Origin of the sequence: Streptomyces sp. NPDC048603, assembly GCF_043199475.1 — a bacterium.
Taxonomy (GTDB): Bacteria; Actinomycetota; Actinomycetes; order Streptomycetales; family Streptomycetaceae; genus Streptomyces.
On sequence record NZ_JBICVY010000005.1, the window covers coordinates 1 to 20282 of the forward strand.

The 20282-nt window shown below is 70.9% G+C and carries 17 protein-coding genes, 1 rRNA gene and 1 riboswitch; of the genes, 14 read left to right on the forward strand and 4 right to left on the reverse strand.

All coding sequences use genetic code 11. The features are described from left to right. The 11 genes from rrf to ACGFQ9_RS12895 form a co-directional block, all read left to right on the forward strand. Positions 1-75, forward strand: a 5S ribosomal RNA gene (gene rrf / locus ACGFQ9_RS12845); the annotation flags it as partial. 123 nt (positions 76-198) lie between these two features. Further along, positions 199-789: a CDP-alcohol phosphatidyltransferase family protein gene (locus tag ACGFQ9_RS12850; protein WP_393573781.1), complete on the forward strand. Its 591-nt coding sequence runs from the start codon at positions 199-201 to the stop codon at positions 787-789. Between the two features lie 21 nt (positions 790-810). Beyond that, a complete protein-coding gene (locus tag ACGFQ9_RS12855; RefSeq protein WP_393573782.1) occupies positions 811-3306 on the forward strand; it encodes a sugar phosphate nucleotidyltransferase in 2496 nt (831 codons plus the stop codon). Between the two features lie 71 nt (positions 3307-3377). Continuing rightward, positions 3378-4277, forward strand: coding sequence for a DUF881 domain-containing protein (locus ACGFQ9_RS12860; protein WP_393573783.1), 900 nt, complete (start codon positions 3378-3380; stop codon positions 4275-4277). Beyond that, positions 4274-4606 carry a small basic family protein gene (locus ACGFQ9_RS12865; RefSeq protein ID WP_281207173.1) on the forward strand — a complete coding sequence of 111 codons (333 nt, stop codon included), beginning with the start codon at positions 4274-4276 and terminating at the stop codon, positions 4604-4606. Before ACGFQ9_RS12860 ends, ACGFQ9_RS12865 begins: the two co-directional genes overlap by 4 nt. Before the next feature lie 10 nt (positions 4607-4616). After that, a complete protein-coding gene (locus tag ACGFQ9_RS12870; protein WP_393573784.1) occupies positions 4617-5531 on the forward strand; it encodes a DUF881 domain-containing protein in 915 nt (304 codons plus the stop codon). A gap of 189 nt (positions 5532-5720) precedes the next feature. Next, positions 5721-6548 carry an FHA domain-containing protein gene (locus ACGFQ9_RS12875; protein WP_393573785.1) on the forward strand — a complete coding sequence of 276 codons (828 nt, stop codon included), beginning with the start codon at positions 5721-5723 and terminating at the stop codon, positions 6546-6548. A 49-nt stretch (positions 6549-6597) separates the two neighbouring features. Next, positions 6598-7329: a MerR family transcriptional regulator gene (locus ACGFQ9_RS12880; protein ID WP_393573786.1), complete on the forward strand. Its 732-nt coding sequence runs from the start codon at positions 6598-6600 to the stop codon at positions 7327-7329. Positions 7330-7382: 53 nt separating this feature from the next. Beyond that, positions 7383-7856: a bifunctional nuclease family protein gene (locus ACGFQ9_RS12885; protein WP_393573787.1), complete on the forward strand. Its 474-nt coding sequence runs from the start codon at positions 7383-7385 to the stop codon at positions 7854-7856. A 201-nt stretch (positions 7857-8057) separates the two neighbouring features. Then, on the forward strand, positions 8058-8708 hold the full coding sequence (locus ACGFQ9_RS12890) for a MerR family transcriptional regulator (RefSeq protein ID WP_393573788.1): 651 nt from the start codon (positions 8058-8060) through the stop codon (positions 8706-8708). Between the two features lie 68 nt (positions 8709-8776). Continuing rightward, positions 8777-10219 carry a DNA polymerase IV gene (locus ACGFQ9_RS12895; protein WP_393573789.1) on the forward strand — a complete coding sequence of 481 codons (1443 nt, stop codon included), beginning with the start codon at positions 8777-8779 and terminating at the stop codon, positions 10217-10219. A 19-nt stretch (positions 10220-10238) separates the two neighbouring features. Here the strand turns inward: ACGFQ9_RS12895 and ACGFQ9_RS12900 are convergent, their stop codons facing one another. After that, positions 10239-10616: a PRC-barrel domain-containing protein gene (locus ACGFQ9_RS12900; RefSeq protein WP_393573790.1), complete on the reverse strand. Its 378-nt coding sequence runs from the start codon at positions 10614-10616 to the stop codon at positions 10239-10241. A gap of 122 nt (positions 10617-10738) precedes the next feature. Then, a riboswitch (glycine riboswitch) is annotated at positions 10739-10838 on the forward strand. Between the two features lie 202 nt (positions 10839-11040). Here ACGFQ9_RS12900 and gcvP point away from each other — a divergent pair. Then, positions 11041-13926 (forward strand): aminomethyl-transferring glycine dehydrogenase, encoded by a 2886-nt coding sequence (gene gcvP / locus ACGFQ9_RS12905; protein WP_393573791.1) that lies wholly within the window; start codon positions 11041-11043, stop codon positions 13924-13926. Between the two features lie 123 nt (positions 13927-14049). Here the strand turns inward: gcvP and ACGFQ9_RS12910 are convergent, their stop codons facing one another. Together ACGFQ9_RS12910 and ACGFQ9_RS12915 are read right to left on the reverse strand one after the other, a co-directional pair. Continuing rightward, positions 14050-14256 (reverse strand): DUF5999 family protein, encoded by a 207-nt coding sequence (locus ACGFQ9_RS12910; RefSeq protein WP_351308967.1) that lies wholly within the window; start codon positions 14254-14256, stop codon positions 14050-14052. Positions 14257-14509: 253 nt separating this feature from the next. Beyond that, the gene (locus tag ACGFQ9_RS12915; protein WP_393573792.1) at positions 14510-15109 is read right to left on the reverse strand and encodes a hypothetical protein; all 600 of its coding nucleotides are present in this window, start codon (positions 15107-15109) and stop codon (positions 14510-14512) included. A 516-nt stretch (positions 15110-15625) separates the two neighbouring features. Between ACGFQ9_RS12915 and ACGFQ9_RS12920 the strand changes: the two genes are divergently transcribed. Next, on the forward strand, positions 15626-17137 hold the full coding sequence (locus ACGFQ9_RS12920) for a glutamate-cysteine ligase family protein (RefSeq protein WP_393573793.1): 1512 nt from the start codon (positions 15626-15628) through the stop codon (positions 17135-17137). Positions 17138-17325: 188 nt separating this feature from the next. Continuing rightward, positions 17326-18063, forward strand: a complete 738-nt coding sequence (locus ACGFQ9_RS12925) for a CPBP family intramembrane glutamic endopeptidase (protein WP_393574284.1) — start codon at positions 17326-17328, stop codon at positions 18061-18063. Positions 18064-18147: 84 nt separating this feature from the next. Here the strand turns inward: ACGFQ9_RS12925 and ACGFQ9_RS12930 are convergent, their stop codons facing one another. After that, complete coding sequence (locus ACGFQ9_RS12930) at positions 18148-20199, reverse strand: NAD-binding lipoprotein (protein ID WP_393573794.1); 2052 nt, start codon at positions 20197-20199, stop codon at positions 18148-18150. Positions 20200-20282: the final 83 nt, after the last annotated feature.

Below are 20282 nucleotides of genomic sequence, written 5' to 3' on the forward strand. Positions count from 1 at the left end.
AACCCGGAAGCTAAGCCTTTCAGCGCCGATGGTACTGCAGGGGGGACCCTGTGGGAGAGTAGGACGCCGCCGAACAATCATTGCGGGAAGCCCCGGACCTCATGGTCCGGGGCTTTCTTGCGTTCAGGGCACATGTGTTCTCCTGTAGGGTCAAGAGGCATCGTTCGCACGTTCAACAGTGACAGTGGAGGCCCCCGGGTGGAGGTCCAGGAGACTCGGGTTCAGACCGACCGAATTTTCACCATTCCGAACATCCTGAGCATGGCTCGGCTCGCCGGCATACCCCTGTTCCTCTGGTTGATCCTTGCGGAGTACGACGGTTGGGCGCTGCTCGTGCTCATGTTGAGCGGTGTCAGCGACTACCTCGACGGAAAGCTCGCGCGGCGGTGGAACCAGGTCAGCAGTCTCGGGCGGCTGTTGGACCCGGCCGCGGACCGGCTCTACATCCTCTCGACCCTCTTCGGTCTGACCTGGCGCGAAATTCTACCGCTGTGGCTCACTCTGGCCCTGCTCGCCCGTGAGGTCATGCTGGCGGTCATGGTGCTGATCCTGCGCCGGCACGGCTATCCGCCGCCGCAGGTCAACTTCCTCGGGAAGGCCGCGACCTTCAACCTCATGTATGCCTTCCCGTTGCTCCTCCTCAGTGATGGCACGGGATGGTTGGCCTGGCTTGCGTCTGTTTTCGGATGGGCGTTCGCTGGATGGGGTACAACCCTCTACTGGTGGGCAGGGATCCTTTACGTGGTCCAGGTTCGCCGGCTCGTGAAGGCGGACGCTGTGGCCGATTGAGCCGAGGAGGAGTAATCCGACATGAAGGCCGTCGTGATGGCCGGAGGCGAGGGCACACGCCTTCGCCCCATGACCTCAAGCATGCCCAAGCCGCTCCTGCCGGTGGCGAACCGGCCGATCATGGAGCACGTGCTCAGGCTGCTCAAGCGGCATGGGCTCAGCGAGACCGTGGTCACCGTCCAGTTCCTGGCGTCACTGGTGCGGAACTACTTCGGTGACGGCGAGGAACTCGGCATGGAGCTCACCTATGCCAACGAGGAGAAGCCACTCGGCACCGCCGGCAGCGTGAAGAACGCCGAGGCGGCCTTGAAGGACGATGCCTTCCTCGTCATTTCCGGTGACGCGCTCACCGACTTCGACCTCACCGACCTCATCAACTTCCACAAGGAGAAGGGCGCACTGGTCACGGTGTGCCTGACCCGGGTGCCGAACCCGCTGGAATTCGGCATCACCATCGTGGACGAGGAGGGCAAGGTCGAGCGTTTCCTGGAGAAGCCGACCTGGGGCCAGGTGTTCTCGGACACCGTCAACACGGGCATCTACGTGATGGAACCCGAGGTCTTCGACTACGTCGACCCGGACGTCCCGGTGGACTGGTCGGGCGACGTCTTCCCACAGCTGATGAAGGAAGGCCGGCCCATCTACGGCTACGTCGCCGAGGGCTACTGGGAGGACGTAGGCACCCACGAGAGCTACGTCAAGGCACAGGCCGACGTGCTCGAGGGCAAGGTCCAGGTCGAGATGGACGGCTTTGAGATCTCCCCGGGAGTGTGGGTCGCCGAAGGTGCCGAGGTACACCCGGACGCCGTGCTGCGCGGGCCCCTCTACATCGGGGACTACGCCAAGATCGAAGCCGGGGCGGAGATCCGCGAGCACACCGTCGTCGGGTCGAACGTGGTCGTCAAGAGCGGGGCCTTCCTCCACAAGGCCGTGGTGCACGACAACGTGTACATCGGTCAGCACAGCAACCTGCGCGGCTGCGTCATCGGCAAGAACACCGACATCATGCGGGCCGCACGGATCGAGGACGGCGCGGTCATCGGCGACGAGTGCCTGGTCGGTGAGGAATCGATCGTGCAGGGCAACGTGCGGGTCTACCCGTTCAAGACCATCGAGGCGGGCGCCTTCGTCAACACCTCCGTGATCTGGGAGTCCCGCGGCCAGGCGCACCTGTTCGGCACGCGTGGCGTGTCCGGGATCCTGAACGTGGAGATCACGCCCGAGCTCGCGGTCCGGCTGGCCGGTGCGTACGCCACGACCCTGAAGAAGGGCTCGACCGTCACCACCGCCCGTGACCACTCCCGCGGTGCGCGGGCGCTGAAACGGGCCGTGATCTCCGCGCTGCAGGCCAGCGCCATCGACGTGCGGGACCTGGAGAACGTACCGCTGCCGGTGGCCCGGCAGCAGACCGCGCGGGGCAGCGCCGGCGGAATCATCATCCGGACCTCGCCCGGGGTGCCGGACTCCGTGGACATCATGTTCCTCGACGAGCGCGGGGCCGACCTCTCCCAGGCGCAGCAGCGGAAACTTGACCGGGTGTACGCGCGCCAGGAGTACCGGCGGGCGTTCCCCGGCGAGATCGGTGATCTGCAGTTCCCGTCCAGCGTGTTCGACTCGTACACCGGCTCGCTGCTGCGGCGGGTGGACACCACCGGCATCGCCGAGTCCGGGCTGAAGGTGGTCGTGGACGCCACCAACGGCAGTGCCGGCCTGGTGCTGCCCAGTCTGCTCGGCCGGCTCGGGGTGGACGCGCTCACCATCAACCCGGGCCTGGACGAGACGCGGCCCACGGAGACGGCGGAATCCCGCAGGTCCGGACTGGTACGGCTCGGCGAGATCGTCGCCTCGGCGCGCGCCGCGTTCGGGGTGCGCTTCGACCCGGTGGGGGAGCGGATCTCGCTGGTCGACGAGCGCGGGCGGATCATCGAGGACGACCGGGCGCTGCTGGTGCTGCTGGACCTGGTCGCGGCCGAGCGGCGCAGCGGCCGGGTGGCGCTGCCCGTGACCACCACGCGGATCGCCGAGCAGGTCGCGGCGTACCACGGCACGCAGGTGGAATGGACGACGACCTCGCCGGACGACCTGACCAGAGTCGGCAGGGCCGAGAACACGATCTTCGGCGGTGACGGCCGGGGCGGGTTCATCGTGCCGGAGTTCAGCAGCGTCTTCGACGGCTCCGCGGCCTTCGTCCGGCTGATCGGCCTGGTGGCGCGGACGCAGCTCACCCTGAGCCAGATCGATGCGCGGATACCGCGTGCGCACGTGCTCAAGCGGGACGTGCCGACCCCGTGGGCGGTCAAGGGCCTGGTCATGCGGCGGGTGGTCGAAGCGGCCGGAGACCGGCACGTGGACACCACCGACGGTGTGCGGGTGGTCGAGGCGGACGGGCGCTGGGCGCTGGTCCTGCCCGACCCCTCGGAAGCGGTGACCCACCTGTGGGCCGAGGGCCCGGACGACGAGTCCGCGCAGGCCCTGCTGGAGGAGTGGGCCGGCGTGGTGGACGGCGCCGGGCACTGAGCCCGGAGGGCGCCCCCGGACAGGAGCCCGGGGGCGCCCTCATTCGGTGATGGGCGCGCCGACGTGCGACGATGTGCGGCATGTCGCAGCCGTCCCAGAACCGGAGCTCCCAGCCGCCCGCGCGTCCGGACGCCTCCATGTCGCTGCTGACGCACGTGATGGACAACAGTCTGGACGAGGGGTACGCGGAAGCCGCGGCCCGGCGCGAAGCGGCCGGCGCGGCCGGCCTGCCCCGGACGCTGAAGGCCAAGCTGGGTCTCGCCGCGGGTCTGGTGGTCGCCGCGGCGATCGTCACGCTGGGTGCCGCCGAGACGCGGCTCAGCGCGCCGGTGCTGGCCAAGGAGCGGCAGGAGCTGATCAACAGGGTCGAGCGGGCCGACCGCCGGGCCGATGTCCTGGAGAAGGACGTCGACACCCTGCGTGAGGACGTGGCGGCGCGGCAGCGGGCGGCCCTCAAACAGCACGGCGGTGACCAGGCGCAGCTCGTCGCGCTGCTCTCCGGCGCCACCGAGGTCCGCGGCCCGGGGATCAAGCTGGTCGTCGACGATGCCAAGGGCTCCGCGGCGGAGGGCGGCGGGCCGCGGGAGAACACCGGTTTCTCCGACACCGGCCGGCTGCGGGACCGGGACATGCAGCGGATCGTGAACGGGCTGTGGCAGTCGGGCGCGGAGGCGGTGTCCATCAACGGGCAGCGGCTGACCTCGCTGTCGGCGATCCGGGCAGCGGGTGACGCGATACTGGTCGACAACCGGCCACTGGTGCCGCCGTACGAGGTGCTCGCGGTCGGTGACAAGGGACGGCTGGGCACCGCATTCCAGGACAGTGCCGACGGCCAGTACCTGCACGTGCTGCAGGAGAACTACGGCATCCGGTACTCCCTGTCCGCCGAGAACGAGGTGCGGCTGCCGGCCGCGTCGAGCCTGACCGTACGTACAGCTACAGCAGCAGAGCCGAAGAAGGGTGCATCGTGATCGCGGTACTGGGCCTGGTGGCCGGAGTGGTGGTCGGGCTTCTGGTCCGGCCCGAAGTGCCGGCCGTCGTCGAGCCTTATCTGCCGATCGCCGTCGTGGCGGCGCTGGACGCGGTGTTCGGCGGTCTCCGCGCGATGTTGGACGGCATCTTCGTGGACAAGGTCTTCGTGGTGTCCTTCCTGTCCAACGTCGTGGTGGCGGCGCTGATCGTCTTCCTCGGCGACAAGCTGGGCGTCGGCGCCCAGCTGTCCACCGGTGTGGTCGTCGTCCTCGGCATCCGCATCTTCTCCAACGCCGCGGCCATCCGCAGGCACGTGTTCCGGGCGTGAGGGCGGTCCGATGAGTACGCATGACACTCCCCCGGAGGGGACTCCCGAGCCGGAGCAGCCGGAGCAGCAGCGGCCGGACCCCGAGTCGAAGCGGCCCGAGTCGATGCGGCCCGAATCGATGCGGCCCGAGCCGAAGCGGCCCGAGCCGGAACCGGAACGGCCGGAGCGGGTCAGCCCGCCGCCCGGACCGCCGCCCGGGCCCGAGGAGACCGGCCGGCAGCGGCTGAGGGCCGGCCTGTGGCCGCCGAAGTTCAGCCGCGCCCAACTGATCGTGGCGCTCCTGCTGTTCGTGCTCGGCCTGGGGCTGGCCATCCAGGTGCGGTCCCACACCGAGTCCAGCGCGCTGCGCGGAGCCCGCCAGGAGGACCTGGTCCGCATCCTCGACGAGCTCGACGGGCGCACCCAGCGCCTGGAGGACGAGAAGCAGCGGCTGGACGAGCAGCGCCGGGAACTGGAGAGCAGCTCGAACCAGGCGGAAGAGGCGCGCAGGCAAACCGTGGAGAAGGAGCGCCAACTGGGCATCCTGGCGGGTACGGTGGCAGCCCAGGGTCCGGGTATCACGCTCAAGGTCTCCGATTCCCAGGGTCTGGTGCAGTCCGACATGCTGCTGGACGCCATCCAGGAGCTGCGGGCCGCCGGTGCCGAGGCCATCCAGGTCAACGGAGTGCGCGTGGTGGCGGACACCTACTTCTCGGACGAGGACGGCGGTGTCGGCATCGACGGCAAGAAGATCGCACAGCCTTACGAGTTCAAGGTCATCGGCAAGCCGCAGGATCTGGAACCGGCACTGAACATTCCCGGCGGTGTCATCCAGACGCTGGAGAAGGAGCAGGCCACGGCCACTGTCGTACGGTCGCCCAAGATCGTTGTTGACGCCTTGCGGCCGGCGAAGCAGCCTGACTACGCTCGGTCGTCATCGTCATGAGGCGGGACGGAGGACGCAGCGTTCCACGTGGGCGCGAGCCTGCGGGGGGTCGACGCACGGAAGTCGCGGTGCGTGGTGGAAACTGTCTGGTGGTTACGGACGTTGTGAGAATGTCCGGGTCGGCAGGTGTGTCATTCGGAGTTCGTCCTGCCCCACGGGCGGGTCTGTTTCGGTCAAGGGGAATCGCCCGTGAAGTTGTTTGAGAAGTTGTTCGGCAAGAAGAACCGTGAGGAAAGCGGTGCGGCCAAGCACCGTGCGGGTCACGGGGAAGGGCAGGGCGACCGGCCGCTCTTCCGGGACGAGGTCGCCGGCCAGGGCGACCTCCCGGGAGGTCAGGGCGCGTCGGCCGCTGACCCCGCCGGTACCGCACGCATAGGCTTCGGTGACCCGTCAACCTCGACTGCGGGTGGAGGGTTTGACTCCGACCCGTACGCCACTCATGTCTCCGCGGGGCAGCCGCGGCCCGGGGAGGCGTCCGCGTCGGCCGACCAGGTGTGCGGCAGGTGCGGTCACCGCGCCCGGGCGACCAGCCGTTTCTGCTCGAACTGCGGCGCGCCGCTGCGGGCGGGGCTGACGCCGGAGCGGGCCTCGGAGACCACGTCCACCATCTCGATCTCGGGCCTGGAGGCCTACGAGGCCGAGGTGACCGGACAGCACCCGTCGCCCACGCTGTCCCCCGAGGCCCAGGCCGCGGTGGAGGCGCTCCCGTCGGGCTCCGCGCTGCTCATCGTGCGGCGCGGTCCGAACTCGGGCAGCCGCTTCCTGCTGGACGGTGAGCTGACCACGGCGGGCCGGCACCCGCAGAGCGACATCTTCCTGGACGACGTCACCGTCTCCCGGCGGCATGTCGAGTTCCGCAGGAGCCCGGACGGCGGCTTCACCGTCGCCGACGTCGGCAGCCTCAACGGCACGTACGTCAACCGGAACCCGATCGACTCCGTCGCCCTGAACAGCGGCGACGAGGTGCAGATCGGCAAGTACCGGCTGGTGTTCTACGCGAGCCAGCGAGGCATCTGACTCTGAATTCCCCCCGGGCTTCCGTCCGGGGGCATCCCAGGGAAGGTCCATGCTGCGTACACCGACGGGCGGTGCCGGGAACGGCGCCGCCGGCTCGGCGGAGCGGCTGGTGAGCATCGGGTCGGTGCTCGCCATGCTCCGCGACGAGTTCCCCGAAGTCACGATTTCGAAGATCCGTTTCCTGGAAGCGGAAGGGCTCGTGGAGCCCCGGCGCACCCCGTCCGGATATCGCAAGTTCAGTGCCGAGGACGTCGAGCGGCTGGCTCGGATCCTGCGGCTGCAGCGTGATCACTACCTCCCGCTCAAGGTCATCCGTGACCAGCTCGACGGGCGCGAGCCGGGTGAGCCGGCCCGGATCCCGGGCCCGGCGGCGCACGGCGACGAGGCTTCCGGTGCCCCGGAGCGGGCCACGGTCGGCAAGGTGGGCCGGGCCGAGCTGCTCGCCGCCGCCGAGGTGGACGAGGCGCAGCTGGCCGAGTGGGAGTCGTACGGCCTGGTGGCGGAGACGCCGGAGGGCGGTTTCGAGGCCCAGGCGGTCGCCGTGGCCAGGCTGGTGGCCGATCTCGGCCGGTTCGGGCTGGAACCCCGTCACCTGCGGGCCATGAAGGCGGCCGCGGACCGGGAGGCCGGGCTGGTGGAACAGGTGGTGGCACCCCTGCGCCGGCACCGCAACCCGCAGACCAGGGCCCATGCCGAGGCGACCATGAAGGAGCTCGCCGGGCTGTCCGTACGGCTGCACGAGGCCCTGGTGCAGACGGCCCTCGGGGTACGTCTGAACTGAGCGGGTGCCGCCCCGACTACCCAAACCCACACGGCAGGTCCTAGGGTTGCTGTGTGAACGAGCTCGACGTTGTGGGTGTCCGGGTGGAAATGCCCTCCAACCAACCGATCGTGCTCCTGCGTGAAGTGGGAGGCGACCGGTACCTCCCCATCTGGATCGGTCCCGGGGAAGCGACCGCGATCGCCTTCGCCCAGCAGGGCATGGCGCCTGCGCGGCCGCTGACGCACGACCTGTTCAAGGACGTGCTGGACGCGCTCGGAGAGGAACTCACCGAGGTCCGGATCACGGATCTGCGGGAGGGGGTCTTCTATGCGGAGCTGGTCTTCGCCAGCGGGGTGGAGGTCAGCGCGCGGCCGTCCGACGCCATAGCGCTGGCGCTGCGCACGGGTACGCCGATCTACGGCAGTGACGGGGTGCTGGACGACGCGGGGATCGCGATCCCGGACGAGCAGGAGGACGAGGTGGAGAAGTTCCGCGAGTTCCTCGACCAGATCTCGCCCGAGGACTTCGGGACCAGCAACCAGTGACGCACCGGCCACCGGTGACATCGATGAGATCGGTGCATGGTGGCGGGTGTTCCACCCCATTCGAGTAGCCTTTCCCCGATTCAGGGCACGGGAAACCACTCTCAGGGTGATTATCACTCGGCGTGCCGAGTGTGGCGATCGTTGACGCTGCCCTGGTGACTGCCTACCGTCGAGATGGCAGGTCAAGGACGGAGGGTCGGCGTGAGAGTCACGGGCGACGGTACGACCGGGGGCGTCCCCGCGCGGGGTGAGGGCGGGCCCTACCCGCTGCACGGGAGTGCGGTGGGTTCCGCGCGCCGGTCGCCGGAATGCGCGGCCGTGGCGCCGGTCGGGCCGGCCGGTGGCGGTGGGCAGGCCCGCGAGCAGATCGGCTACCGGGGACCGACGGCCTGTGCCGCGGCGGGGATCACGTACCGGCAGCTCGACTACTGGGCGCGGACCGGACTGGTCGAGCCCAGCGTGCGTCCGGCCTACGGCTCGGGCACCCAGCGCCTGTACAGCTTCCGCGACGTGGTCGTCCTGAAGATCGTCAAGCGTTTCCTGGACACCGGGGTGGCGCTGCAGAACATCCGTACGGCCGTCCAGCACCTGCGCGAGCGCGGCTTCGCGGACCTGGACCGGCTGACGCTGATGAGCGACGGCGCGACCGTGTACGAGTGCACCTCGCCGGACCAGGTCGTCGACCTGCTCCAAGGCGGCCAGGGCATCTTCGGGATCGCGGTGGGCGTGGTCTGGCGGGACGTGGAGAACGCGCTCTCGCAGCTGCACGGGGAGCGCGTCGACACGGGGGAGACCCTGGTCGGCCACAACCCGTCCGACGAGCTCGCGGCCCGGCGCAACCGGGCCGTCTGACCCCCGCCGGGCCGTCCGGTGTGACACGTGTGACCCGGCTGTCAGTGGGGTGAGGCAGCATCGGGGGTGTGAGAGCCGCGCCGACCATCCTCCACCTGGACATGGACGCCTTCTACGCCTCTGCCGAGCAGGCGGCGAAGCCCAGCCTGCGCGGAAAGCCGGTGATCGTGGGCGGGCTCGGGCCGCGCGGGGTGGTGGCCACCGCCTCGTACGAGGCACGGCGCTTTGGGGTGCACTCCGCGATGCCGATGGGCCAGGCACGGCGGCTCTGCCCGAACGGCGCCTACCTGTTCCCCCGCTTCACCCTCTACCGGGCGGTCAGCGACCAGGTCATGGAGCTGCTGCGGGCGCTGTCGCCGCTGGTCGAGCCGCTCAGCCTGGACGAGGCCTTCGTGGATCTCGAGGCGGGCGGGGTCGCCTTCGACTCGGCCTCGGCCCGGGCTGTCGGGGAGCGGCTGCGGGCGGACATCCGGGCGGTGACCGGACTCAGCGGATCGGTGGGCCTGGCCGGGTCGAAGATGCTGGCCAAGGTGGCCTCCGAGGAGGCCAAGCCGGACGGGCTGATGATGATCGAGCCGGGCACGGAGCGGGCGCTGCTGGCGCCGATGCCGGTCCGGACCCTGCCGGGGGTGGGGCCGGCGACCGGGGAGCACCTGCGCCGGGCCGGGATCACCACGGTGGGGGAGCTGGCCGAGGCGGGCGAGGACGAGCTGGTCCGGATGCTGGGGCGCGCACACGGTGTGGCGCTCTACCGGATGGCGCTGGCCCTGGACGACCGGGCGGTCGTGGCCGAGCGGGACGCCAAGTCGGTCTCGGTGGAGGACACCTTCGACGTGGACCTGCACGACCGGGTCCGGATCCGCTTCGAGGTGCAACGGCTGGCGGACCGGTGCGTGGGCCGGCTCCGCGCCTCCGGCCACTCGGGCCGCACCATCGTGCTCAAGGTGCGCAGGTACGACTTCTCCACCCTGACCCGGTCGGAGACCCTGCGCGGGCCCACCGACGACCCCGCGGTCATCCGCGAGGCGGCCGGCCGGCTGCTGGACGGGGTGGACACCACGGGCGGGGTGCGGCTGCTCGGCGTGGGGGTGTCGGGCCTCGCGGACTACACCCAGGAGGACCTCTTCGCCCAGACCCTCGCGGCTGAGCCGGACGGGGCTCCCGAGGCCCCTGTGGAGCCCGTGACGGCCGAACCGGTCCAGGAGGCCGAGACCCCGGTCGAACGGCGCTGGCCGGCCGGGAGTGACGTCCGGCACGCCCTCTACGGTCCGGGCTGGGTCCAGGGCAGCGGGGTCGGCCGGGTCACGGTCCGCTTCGAGCAGCCGTGGTCGCCGCCGGGCCGGGTGCGGACGTTCCTGGTCGACGACCCCGAGCTGGAGCCGTCGGAGCCGCTGCCGCTGATCGAGCCGGCGGCAGCGGGCGACCTGCCGGTCCCGTGGCACACCCCCGCCCCGGCGAGCGCGGCGGAGCCCGCGGAGGGCGCCCGGGGCCGCCCGGGGGACGCGGCGTAGGTCCTCTCGTGGACGCGGCTCAGCCGTCGTCGCCCGCCAGCCGGCCGAAGTCCCTGTCCTGGCCGTTGCGGAAGTCGCTCGGCAGGGCCACGTCCAGGCCGTAGTGGTGGTACAGCTGCAGCTCCTGCTCGGGCGAGAGGTGGCGGCCGACCCCGAAGTCCGGCGCCTCCTTGATCAAGGCGCGCTCGAACGGGACCCGGAGGGTGTCGTTCACCAGCTCGCTGGGCTCCAGGGGGACGAACGCGTCCCGGCTGAACAGGCCCGTGCGGACGGCCGCCCACTCCGGGACGCCGGTCGCGTCGTCGAGATAGACCTCGTCGACGGTGCCGATCTTGACGCCGTTGCGGTCGAACGCCTTGCGGCCGATCAGGCTGCGCGGATCGATGTCGGTCTGCACGGTCCCTCCATATGGTCGCAACTCCTCCGTAAGGACAACGAAAGGGCATATTCGGGGAGAGGGCCACTTGAGGGAGCCACGGAAGGCCCGGGAACGGCGCTGGTAGTCTGGGTGACGGCTGTCGACCCCGTGCGGGAGAGTCCTCCGACCGAGCCGGGACGGAGGCGCCGAAGGAGCAAATCCTCCCCGGAATCTCTCAGGCAGACGTACCGCATGGACGAGGCCACTCTGGAAAGAAGGGTGGACGTCGGGACCGCGGTGCCGACACTCCTCCCTCACCGACGGTGAAAGCCGGCGTCACCGGGCGACCCCCGGGAGCCGGTGAAGCTCTCAGGTTGAGATGACAGAGGGGGAGGCCGTCCGGGTGCCCGCCGTGGTACCCCTCGCAGGTCGCGCAGACCAGCAGACCAGGAGGCCTCCGTACATGACCGCCAACCGCATTTCGCTCTCCCAGCTGGAGCGGGGCATCCCCTTCGAAGAGCGCCACATCGGCCCCGACGCCGAGGCCCAGGCGAAGATGCTCGCCCAGGTCGGCTACGGCTCCCTCGACGAGCTCACCGCCGCCGCGGTACCGGATGTGATCAAGAGCGCCGGCGCTCTGAACCTGCCCTCGGCGCGTACCGAGGCCGAGGTCCTCGCGGAGCTCCGCACCCTCGCGGACCGCAACCAGGTGCTGCGTCCGATGATCGGTCTCGGCTACTACGGGACCTTCACCCCGCCCGTGATCCTGCGCAACGTGATGGAAAATCCGGCCTGGTACACGGCGTACACGCCGTACCAGCCGGAGATCTCGCAGGGCCGTCTGGAGGCGCTGCTCAACTTCCAGACCGTGGTCGCCGACCTGACCGGTCTGCCCACCTCCGGCGCCTCCCTCCTCGACGAGGGCACCGCCGCCGCCGAGGCGATGACGCTCGCCCGCCGGGTCGGCAAGGTCAAGGGCGGGGTCTTCCTCATCGACGCCGACACCCTGCCGCAGACCATCGCCGTGATCGAGACCCGCGCCGAGCCGCTCGGCATCGAGGTCGTCGTCGCCGACCTGTCCGAGGGCATCCCCGCGGAGATCGCCGAGCGCGGCGTCTTCGGTGTCGTGCTCCAGTACCCGGGCGCCTCCGGTGCCGTCCGGGAGATCAAGGCCGTCATCGACCAGGCCCACGAGCTCGGCGCGATCGTCACCGTCGCCGCCGACCTGCTGGCCCTGACCCTGCTGGTCTCCCCGGGCGCCCTGGGCGCGGACATCGCGGTCGGCACCACCCAGCGCTTCGGCGTCCCGATGGGCTTCGGCGGTCCGCACGCCGGCTACATGGCCGTCCAGGACAAGCACGCCCGCTCGCTGCCCGGCCGCCTGGTCGGTGTCTCCGTCGACGCCGACGGCAACCGGGCGTACCGCCTGGCCCTGCAGACCCGCGAGCAGCACATCCGCCGCGAGAAGGCCACCAGCAACATCTGCACCGCGCAGGTGCTGCTCGCCGTCATGGCCGGCATGTACGCCGTCTACCACGGCCCGGAGGGTCTGAAGACCATCGCCCGCCGCACCCACCGGTACGCCGCGCTGCTCGCGGCCGGTCTCACCGCCGGCGGGGTCGAGCTGGTCCACGGCTCGTTCTTCGACACGATCACCGCGCGGGTCCCGGGCAAGGCCGCCGAGGTCGTCGCCGCCGCCCGCGAGGCCGGCATCAACCTGTACCCCGTCGACGCCGACCACGTCTCCGTCTCCTGCGACGAGACCACCCTGCGCGCGGACATCGAGGCCGTCTGGGCCGCCTTCGGCGTCACCGCCGACCTCGAGGCCCTGGACGCGTCCGCCGCCGACACGCTGCCCGAGGGCCTGCTGCGCTCGGACACGTACCTGACGCACCCGGTGTTCCACCAGCACCACTCCGAGACCGCGATGCTGCGCTACCTGCGCAAGCTTTCGGACAAGGACTACGCGCTGGACCGCGGCATGATCCCGCTGGGCTCCTGCACCATGAAGCTCAACGCGACCACCGAGATGGAGTCGGTGACCTGGCCCGAGTTCGGCCAGCTGCACCCCTTCGCGCCGATCGACCAGGCCCAGGGCTACGCCACGCTCATCCGCGAGCTGGAGGAACGTCTCTGCGAGGTCACCGGCTACGACAGCGTCTCCATCCAGCCGAACGCCGGTTCCCAGGGTGAGCTGGCCGGCCTGCTCGCGGTCCGCGCCTACCACCGCGCCAACGGCGACGAGCAGCGCACCGTCTGCCTGATCCCCTCCTCGGCGCACGGCACCAACGCAGCCAGCGCCGTGATGGCCGGCATGAAGGTGGTCGTGGTCAAGACCGCCGAGGACGGCGAGGTCGACGTCGAGGACCTGCGCGCCAGGATCGAGCAGCACCGTGACGAGCTCGCCGTGCTGATGATCACCTACCCGTCCACCCACGGCGTGTTCGAGGAGCACGTCGCGGACATCTGCGCCCTGGTCCACGAGGCCGGCGGCCAGGTGTACGTGGACGGCGCCAACCTCAACGCCCTGGTCGGCCTGGCCAAGCCCGGCCACTTCGGCGGCGACGTCTCGCACCTGAACCTGCACAAGACCTTCTGCATCCCGCACGGCGGCGGCGGCCCGGGCGTGGGCCCGGTCGGGGTGCGCGCGCACCTCGCGCCGTACCTGCCGAACCACCCGCTGCAGCCGACCGCCGGTCCGGAGACGGGCGTCGGCCCGATCTCGGCCGCCCCGTGGGGTTCGGCCGGCATCCTGCCGATCTCCTGGTCGTACGTGCGCCTGATGGGCGGCGAGGGCCTCAAGCGCGCCACCCAGGTGGCGGTGCTCGGCGCGAACTACATCGCCAAGCGCCTGGAGCCGCACTACCCGGTGCTCTACACCGGCCCGGGCGGGCTGGTCGCGCACGAGTGCATCATCGACCTGCGCCCGCTGTCGAAGTCGACCGGCGTCTCGGTCGACGACATCGCCAAGCGCCTGATCGACTACGGCTTCCACGCGCCGACGATGTCCTTCCCGGTGGCCGGCACGCTCATGATCGAGCCCACCGAGTCCGAGGACCTGGGCGAGATCGACCGGTTCTGCGACGCGATGATCGCCATCCGCGCCGAGATCGAGAAGGTCGCCTCCGGCGAGTGGCCGGCCGGCGACAACCCCCTCGCCAACGCCCCGCACACGGCGGCCGCGCTCGGCGGCGAGTGGAACCACCCGTACACCCGCGACGAGGCGGTCTTCCCGGGCGGGGTCGTCGCGTCCGAGAAGTACTGGCCGCCGGTGCGCCGCATCGACGGTGCCTTCGGTGACCGGAACCTGGTCTGCTCCTGCCCGCCGCTGGACGAGTACGACAACTGAGGTTGGTTCCGTGCAGGTCCGTGAACGACCGATGTCCGTGAACGACCGACGTCCGTGAACGGCTGAGGGGCCGGTCCGGGGGAGTGATCCCCGGGCCGGCCCCTCGGCCGTTGTCCGGAGCCGTCAGGCGGCCTTCACCACGTGCGCCGCCGCGAGCGGGCGGTGCGGGGCGATGATCTGGCCGTCCGGCAGCAGCTCACCGGTGTCCTCGAAGAGCAGGACGCCGTTGCACAGCAGGCTCCACCCCTGCTCCGGGTGGTTGGCCACGGGCCGCGCGGCCTCCCGGTCGGCGGAGTCGGCTGATGGGCAGGCAGGCTGGTGCTGGCACATGGATGCGTTCTTTCGCTGCGGTGTCGTCTGTGTGCTGCGGCTCGATGCGTTGTTCATGGCCGCCCCCCGTATCGATCGCGGTTGGTCAGGATCCCAGTGTTGCCCCGCGGGCTCTGCTCCGCAGGGATTTCCCGGTAGCTGTCCTCTGGGATTGATGACGCATCACTCGTGCGGGCGGTTCAGCTCAACTCCCCTGCCAATTCGGATGGTTATGGCCTGGCCCGGGGGGACTAGGCCGAATGGGGCAACCGGGTCAGGCGGCCGCCTCACCCGCGAGCGCGGGCGGGGTGAGCCGGTGCGTCATCACCGGGAGCAGCTCCGAGAACGGATGCGGCCGGTACGCCGCGATCCCGGGCGGGGCCGGTGCCAGCGGGACCAGCAGGTCGGCGGCGTCCGGCAGGCCCCCGGCGGGATCCGCCCCGGGTGCCCCGTGCAGCCACAGGGTCAGCATGTACAGCTCCGGTACGGACAGCAGCCGCGGCTGGTAGGAGGCGCCCAGCGCACTCAGGGATTCGGCCTGGCGCAGCGCCCGTTCGGTGGCCGCGACGTACGGCCCCTCGAAGAAGTGGGAGAAGGCCCAGCCGTCGGGGGTGAGACGGGTGTCGGCGGCGGCCACGAACCGGTCACCGCTGCGGATGAGGAACCGCCAGGCCGCCAGACGGGTGCGGGGTGGCCGGCCTCCGGCGCTCACCCGGTCCAGGACATGGACGGGAAGCGGGAGTTCGGCCGTCACCGGTCCCTGCAGGGCGCGCAGGGCCGGGGTGTGATCGTCGCGGACGGCGGTGGGGGAACCGAGTGCCGCGAGAACGCTGCGCAGGGCGGGCGCGGGGGCCGGGGGGACATGCAGCGGCATGTGGGTCGCCTCTCACTTGGGAGACCGGTGGGAAGAACAGTGCGTGCGGAGGGCGCTGTCGCATTCTGGGGCCAGAGGGGGGCTGTGGGGCAATGGCCGCGCGCCAACTCTGTGCCCAGTCTGCGGAGTTTATACGACATGTGTTCACACGGTGTTTCGGCTAGCCGTCCCGTCAATTGCCGACAAGGCGCATACCGGTCCCGCTGTCCTGGAATTCATGCCGAGAGCGCGCGAAAGACTCGCGCTGACCTCGGAGGTTACCCGAAGCCTGCTCGGCTGGAAAGCATCGGTATTGCGATCGCCCGAACTTCGGCAAGTCCGGCGGGCAATGTGCATCCGGCAAGGTGCCGGGTGAATGTGCCAGGGCGCGGGCGGCGCGCCGGTGTGGCCGAACCGGCGTACGCTCCCCGGCCGTCGCGCCCCCTCCGCGTTAGGGATCGCGCCCCCGGGGCATCATCGACCGTAACGCGCGCGCCCGGGTGGCCGGGTGGGGCCCGCTCGAGGAGGGACGCTTCGATGGGGGAGAAGGTCGTGGCAGGCGGATTCGACCTGTCCGATCGGCAACGGTATCGGAGGAAGCTCCACGAGTGCCTGGAGGGACTGGAGCAGCTTCTGGCCGAGAAGAGGTTCGATCGCCCCAAGAATCTCATGGGTCTTGAGATCGAATTGAATCTGGCGGGTTCCGACGGTCTGCCGAGAATGGTGAACGCCCAGGTTCTGGAGCGGATAGCGAGTCCGGATTTCCAGACCGAACTGGGAATGTTCAACCTGGAGCTCAACATACTCCCGCACCGGCTCGGCGGACGGGTTTTCGACCAGCTCACCGAGGAGATCAGTGCCGGACTGGGTTACGCCCACCGGCATGCCGCCGAGGTCGACGCCGGCGTGGTGATGATCGGCATCCTTCCGACGATCTCGCAGGCCGACCTGGTGGCCGCGAACCTCTCCGCGGTGGACCGGTACTCGCTGCTCAACGAGCAGATCCTGATGCTGCGGGGCGAGGACTTCCACCTGGACATCGACGGGGTGGAGCGGGTCAGGTGGACCGCCGGGTCGATCGTGCCGGAGGCCGCCTGCACCTCCGTCCAGTTGCACCTGCAGGTCACCCCGGGCCGTTTCGCGGACGTGTGGAACGCGGCCCAGTGCGTGACGGCGGTGCAGATCGCGGTCGGCGCCAACTCGCCCTTCCTGTTCGGCCGGGAGCTGTGGCGCGAGTCGCGGCCGCCCCTGTTCCAGCAGGCCACCGACACCCGGCCGCCGGAGCTCCAGGCGCAGGGCGTGCGGCCGCGGACCTGGTTCGGTGAGCGCTGGGTGGACTCGGTGTACGAGCTCTTCGCCGAGAACGTCCGCTACTTCCCCTCGCTGCTGCCGATCTGCGACGAGGAGGAGCCGCTGCGGGTGCTGGCCGAGGGCGGGGTGCCCAGCCTGCAGGAACTGGTCCTGCACAACGGCACGGTGTACCGGTGGAACCGGCCGGTGTACGGGGTGGCCGACGGGCTGCCGCACCTGCGGGTGGAGAACCGGGTGCTGCCCGCTGGTCCGACCGTGACCGACGTGGTCGCCAACGCGGCCTTCTACTACGGGCTCGTCCGCACCCTCGCCGACGAGAAGAGCCCGGTGTGGAGCCGGCTGCCCTTCGCGGAGGCCGAGGCCAACTTCGACGCCGCGTGCCGCTACGGGATCGACGCCAGGCTCCGCTGGCCGCGGCGGGGCCGCTCGGGCGGGCTGGCGAGCGTACCGGCGGTCCGGCTGGTCCTGGACGAGCTGCTGCCGATGGCCGCCGCGGGACTGGACGCGTGGGGCATCGAGCCGGCGGACCGGGACCATTACCTGGGCATCATCGAGGAACGGTGCCGGCGGCGGGTGAACGGGTCCACCTGGCAGGTGGACACCTACCACCGGGGACTGGCCGGCGGCCTGGACCGGGACGCGGCACTGGCCGCGACCACCCGGCGCTACAGCGAGCTGATGCACAAGGGCGACCCCGTCCACACCTGGCCGGTGGGGCTTCCCGACCTGCCCGGGTGACCGTCCCTGATCCTCTCCCCGATCTCCTCCCCGCTCCCTTCGCCGCTCCCTCCGGTCCCCCTTCCGCCGTCGGCCAGGCAGTATGGGGTGATCGGAACGGGATCACGGGACGGGAGCGGGGCGTGCGGGCGGAACCGGTGCTGGAGGAGCTGCGCGAGGACGGGCGGCGCAGCCTGCTGCGCACCGAGATGCTGCTGGTGCTCGCCCTGTCGCTGGGCGCGAGCGGTGTCTCCTCCCTGATCAGTTTCATCGGCTCGCTGACCCGGCCCGGCGGGCTCAAGGACCAGGCCGCCACGCTCAACGGCTCGTACGCCCCCGGCCGGCCCTGGCTGGACCTGGCCTGGCAGCTGTTCGGCATCACCACCGCCCTGGTGCCGGTCCTGCTGGTGGCGCACCTGCTGACCCGGGAAGGGGTCGGCGGGCTGCGCGTCCTCGGCTTCGACCGCAGCCGGCCCGGGCCGGACCTGGCCCGCGGAGCGCTGGTCGCGGCGGGCATCGGCAGTGCCGGGCTGGCGTTCTACCTGGGGGCGCGGGCCTCCGGGTTCAACCTGACGGTGGTGCCGGAGGCGCTGCCCGAGGTGTGGTGGAAGTTCCCGGTGCTGATCCTCTCCGCCGTGCAGAACGCCGTGGTGGAGGAGGTCATCGTGCTGGCCTACCTGCTGCGCCGACTGGACCAGCTGGGCTGGTCGCCGAGGGCCTCGCTGCTGGGCAGTTCGCTGCTGCGCGGCTCGTACCACCTCTACCAGGGCATCGGCGGGTTCATCGGGAACGCGGTGATGGGCGCCGTGTTCGTCCTGCTCTACCGGCGGTGGGGACGGGTGGGCCCGCTGGTGGTTGCGCACTCCCTGCTCGACATCGTGGCCTTCGGCGGGTACGCCCTGCTCGCCGGAAAGGTGGGCTGGCTGCCCACCCCCGGCGGGAGTTAGGCCGTGTCTTTCGGATCATGCCGGGCCCGTGGCGGGCTGATCCGGCCTGATCCAAAAGACGCGGCCTAGCCCCCCGGCCGGCTCCTACCGTGCCGCGGCGCACTGCGGCAGGGTGGCCGGGCCGGGGGCGGTGCGGCTGCCCGTCACGACGATGACGCTGTCGCCCGGGGCGAAGGTGATCCGGTCGGCCTTGGCGGGGTTGATGCGGACCCCGAACCGCGGTGGGCGGGTGGACTGCCCGTGGATCCGGTAGCCGATGGCCGAGTGGCCCTGGCGGCGGGCCGATTCCACCACCGTCCGGAAGGCGACCTCGGTGCCTGGGCGCACGTATCCGGAGGCCGGCCGGAGGGAGATCTCGCTGCCGTGCGGGGAGAAGAGGTCGTCGAAGAGGCGGGCGAGGTCGCGGTTCTCGGCGATCTGGGTGAGCAGCAGGGCGATCAGGCGGCCGTTGACGACGAAGTCGTCCCCCCGGTTGACCGGGGCGAGCACCCTGCTGCGGTCGTCGTTCATCTCGGCCACCACGTGGATCTCACGGCCCAGGGTCCGTTCCAGTTCGCGCAGGTGGAGGAGGGTCACCAGGGTCCGGCCGTCGGACACCCAGCCCTCGGCGTCCCCCTCCTCCTCGTGGGCGAGGACCACGACGTGGTCGTAGCGGCCGACGTCCAGGCCGCGCAGTGTCTCCGGGTCGGTGACGTCGCCGTCCCGGAACGTGGTCTTCAGCAGGCCCGCGCCGGGCCCGTCACCGGGGGCGGGATCCGTGGCCACCACGTCCAGCACAGAGCCGGGGGCGGCGTACTGCGCCAGCAGCCCGACGACCAGCGGCGCCCGCCGGTTCCAGCCGAGCAGGAGCACGGACTCGGGGTGGGCGGGGTGGCACACCTGCGCGGTGATGGCCGAAGGGTCGGCGGCGGACGGGTCGGCGGCGGGCGGGCCGCCGCCGAGGACGACGGTGTCGTCGTCGCGGGAGATCGCGACGACCGCGTCGCCGGGGCCGATCGGGGTGGTGGAGGGAGGATTGAGCAGGAGCGAGCCGTCCGCCGCGCGCAGGCCGATGACCGACGAGGTGTCATAGGCGAGCAGCGCGTCTCCGTAGGTCCGTCCGGCCAGCCGGGGTTCCTCGGTCATGTAGATCTCGTCGCCCGCGTAGTCGAGGAGCTCCAGGTAGACGAGGGGAAGGCCCGGCTGACGGCAGGTCTGCACGATGAGCCGGGCCAGGATCTCGTCGTGGCTCAGGACGCAGGTCCCGGATCCGCCGGCGAGCTCGGCCGCGACGCGGTTGGCGCCCGACCGCACGGCGGTGACCACGTGGGGCCGGTGGCCGCCGGGCCGGTCGGCGCCGGCGCTGTTCAGGGCGAGCAGGGTCCGGACGATCCGGACGTCGGCGGTGGCGTCCGGCGGGGTGAGGACGATCACCGAACGGGCGGTGGCCGTGCCGACGAGGGCGATGTCGGCGGGGTCGTCGGTGCGGCCGGTCCGGCAGATGACCCGGGTGGGGCCGGTGCGCGGCACCTGGGTCCGGATCTCGTCCTCCATCTCCACCTTGTCGCGGTCGGCGAGGACCGCGACGGCCGCCCGGCGGCGGTTGGAATTGGCCTCGGCCAGTTCGGCGATCATCGGGAACACCTGGTCGGACCACCCGAGCAGCACGGTGTGGCCCTGCTCCAGCACCACCGAGCGGCCCTTGCGCAGGTCCATGATCCGGCGGTTGAGGCCCGCCGTGATCAGGCCGACCAGGGCGCTGGCGAAGAACAGCCCGACCAGGGAGACGAGGAGGGAGAGCGCCACGAACGCGGGGCTGCCGACGGGGCTGCCGAGTTTGAAGACGCCGGCCACGTTCTTCCAGACCCCGAGCAGCAGGGTGCGGGAGGTGGTCGGGACGTTCTCGTCCACGTGGACCAGCAGGGCCCCGGCCGGGACCACGACGGCCAGGCAGAGCAGCGACAGCCAGCCGATCAGGGCGGTGGTGCCGCGGGTCATGGTCGTGTCGAACCAGTAGCGCAGGCGGAGACGCAGGGGCGGGGCGGGCGGTGGCTGCGGGCCGGGCCGGGCGTGCGGGTCGGGGGTGACGCCGGGGGTGGCGCCGGGCGTTAAACGGGTGCCGGGGCCGGTGCCGGGGCCGGGGTGGGCGGGAGTCATGGTCGTACCTCCATCGGAACTCTCGGCACGCTACCGGTCGCAGCCTGTGACCGATGACCTTCCGCCGTTCCGCCGTACCGCCG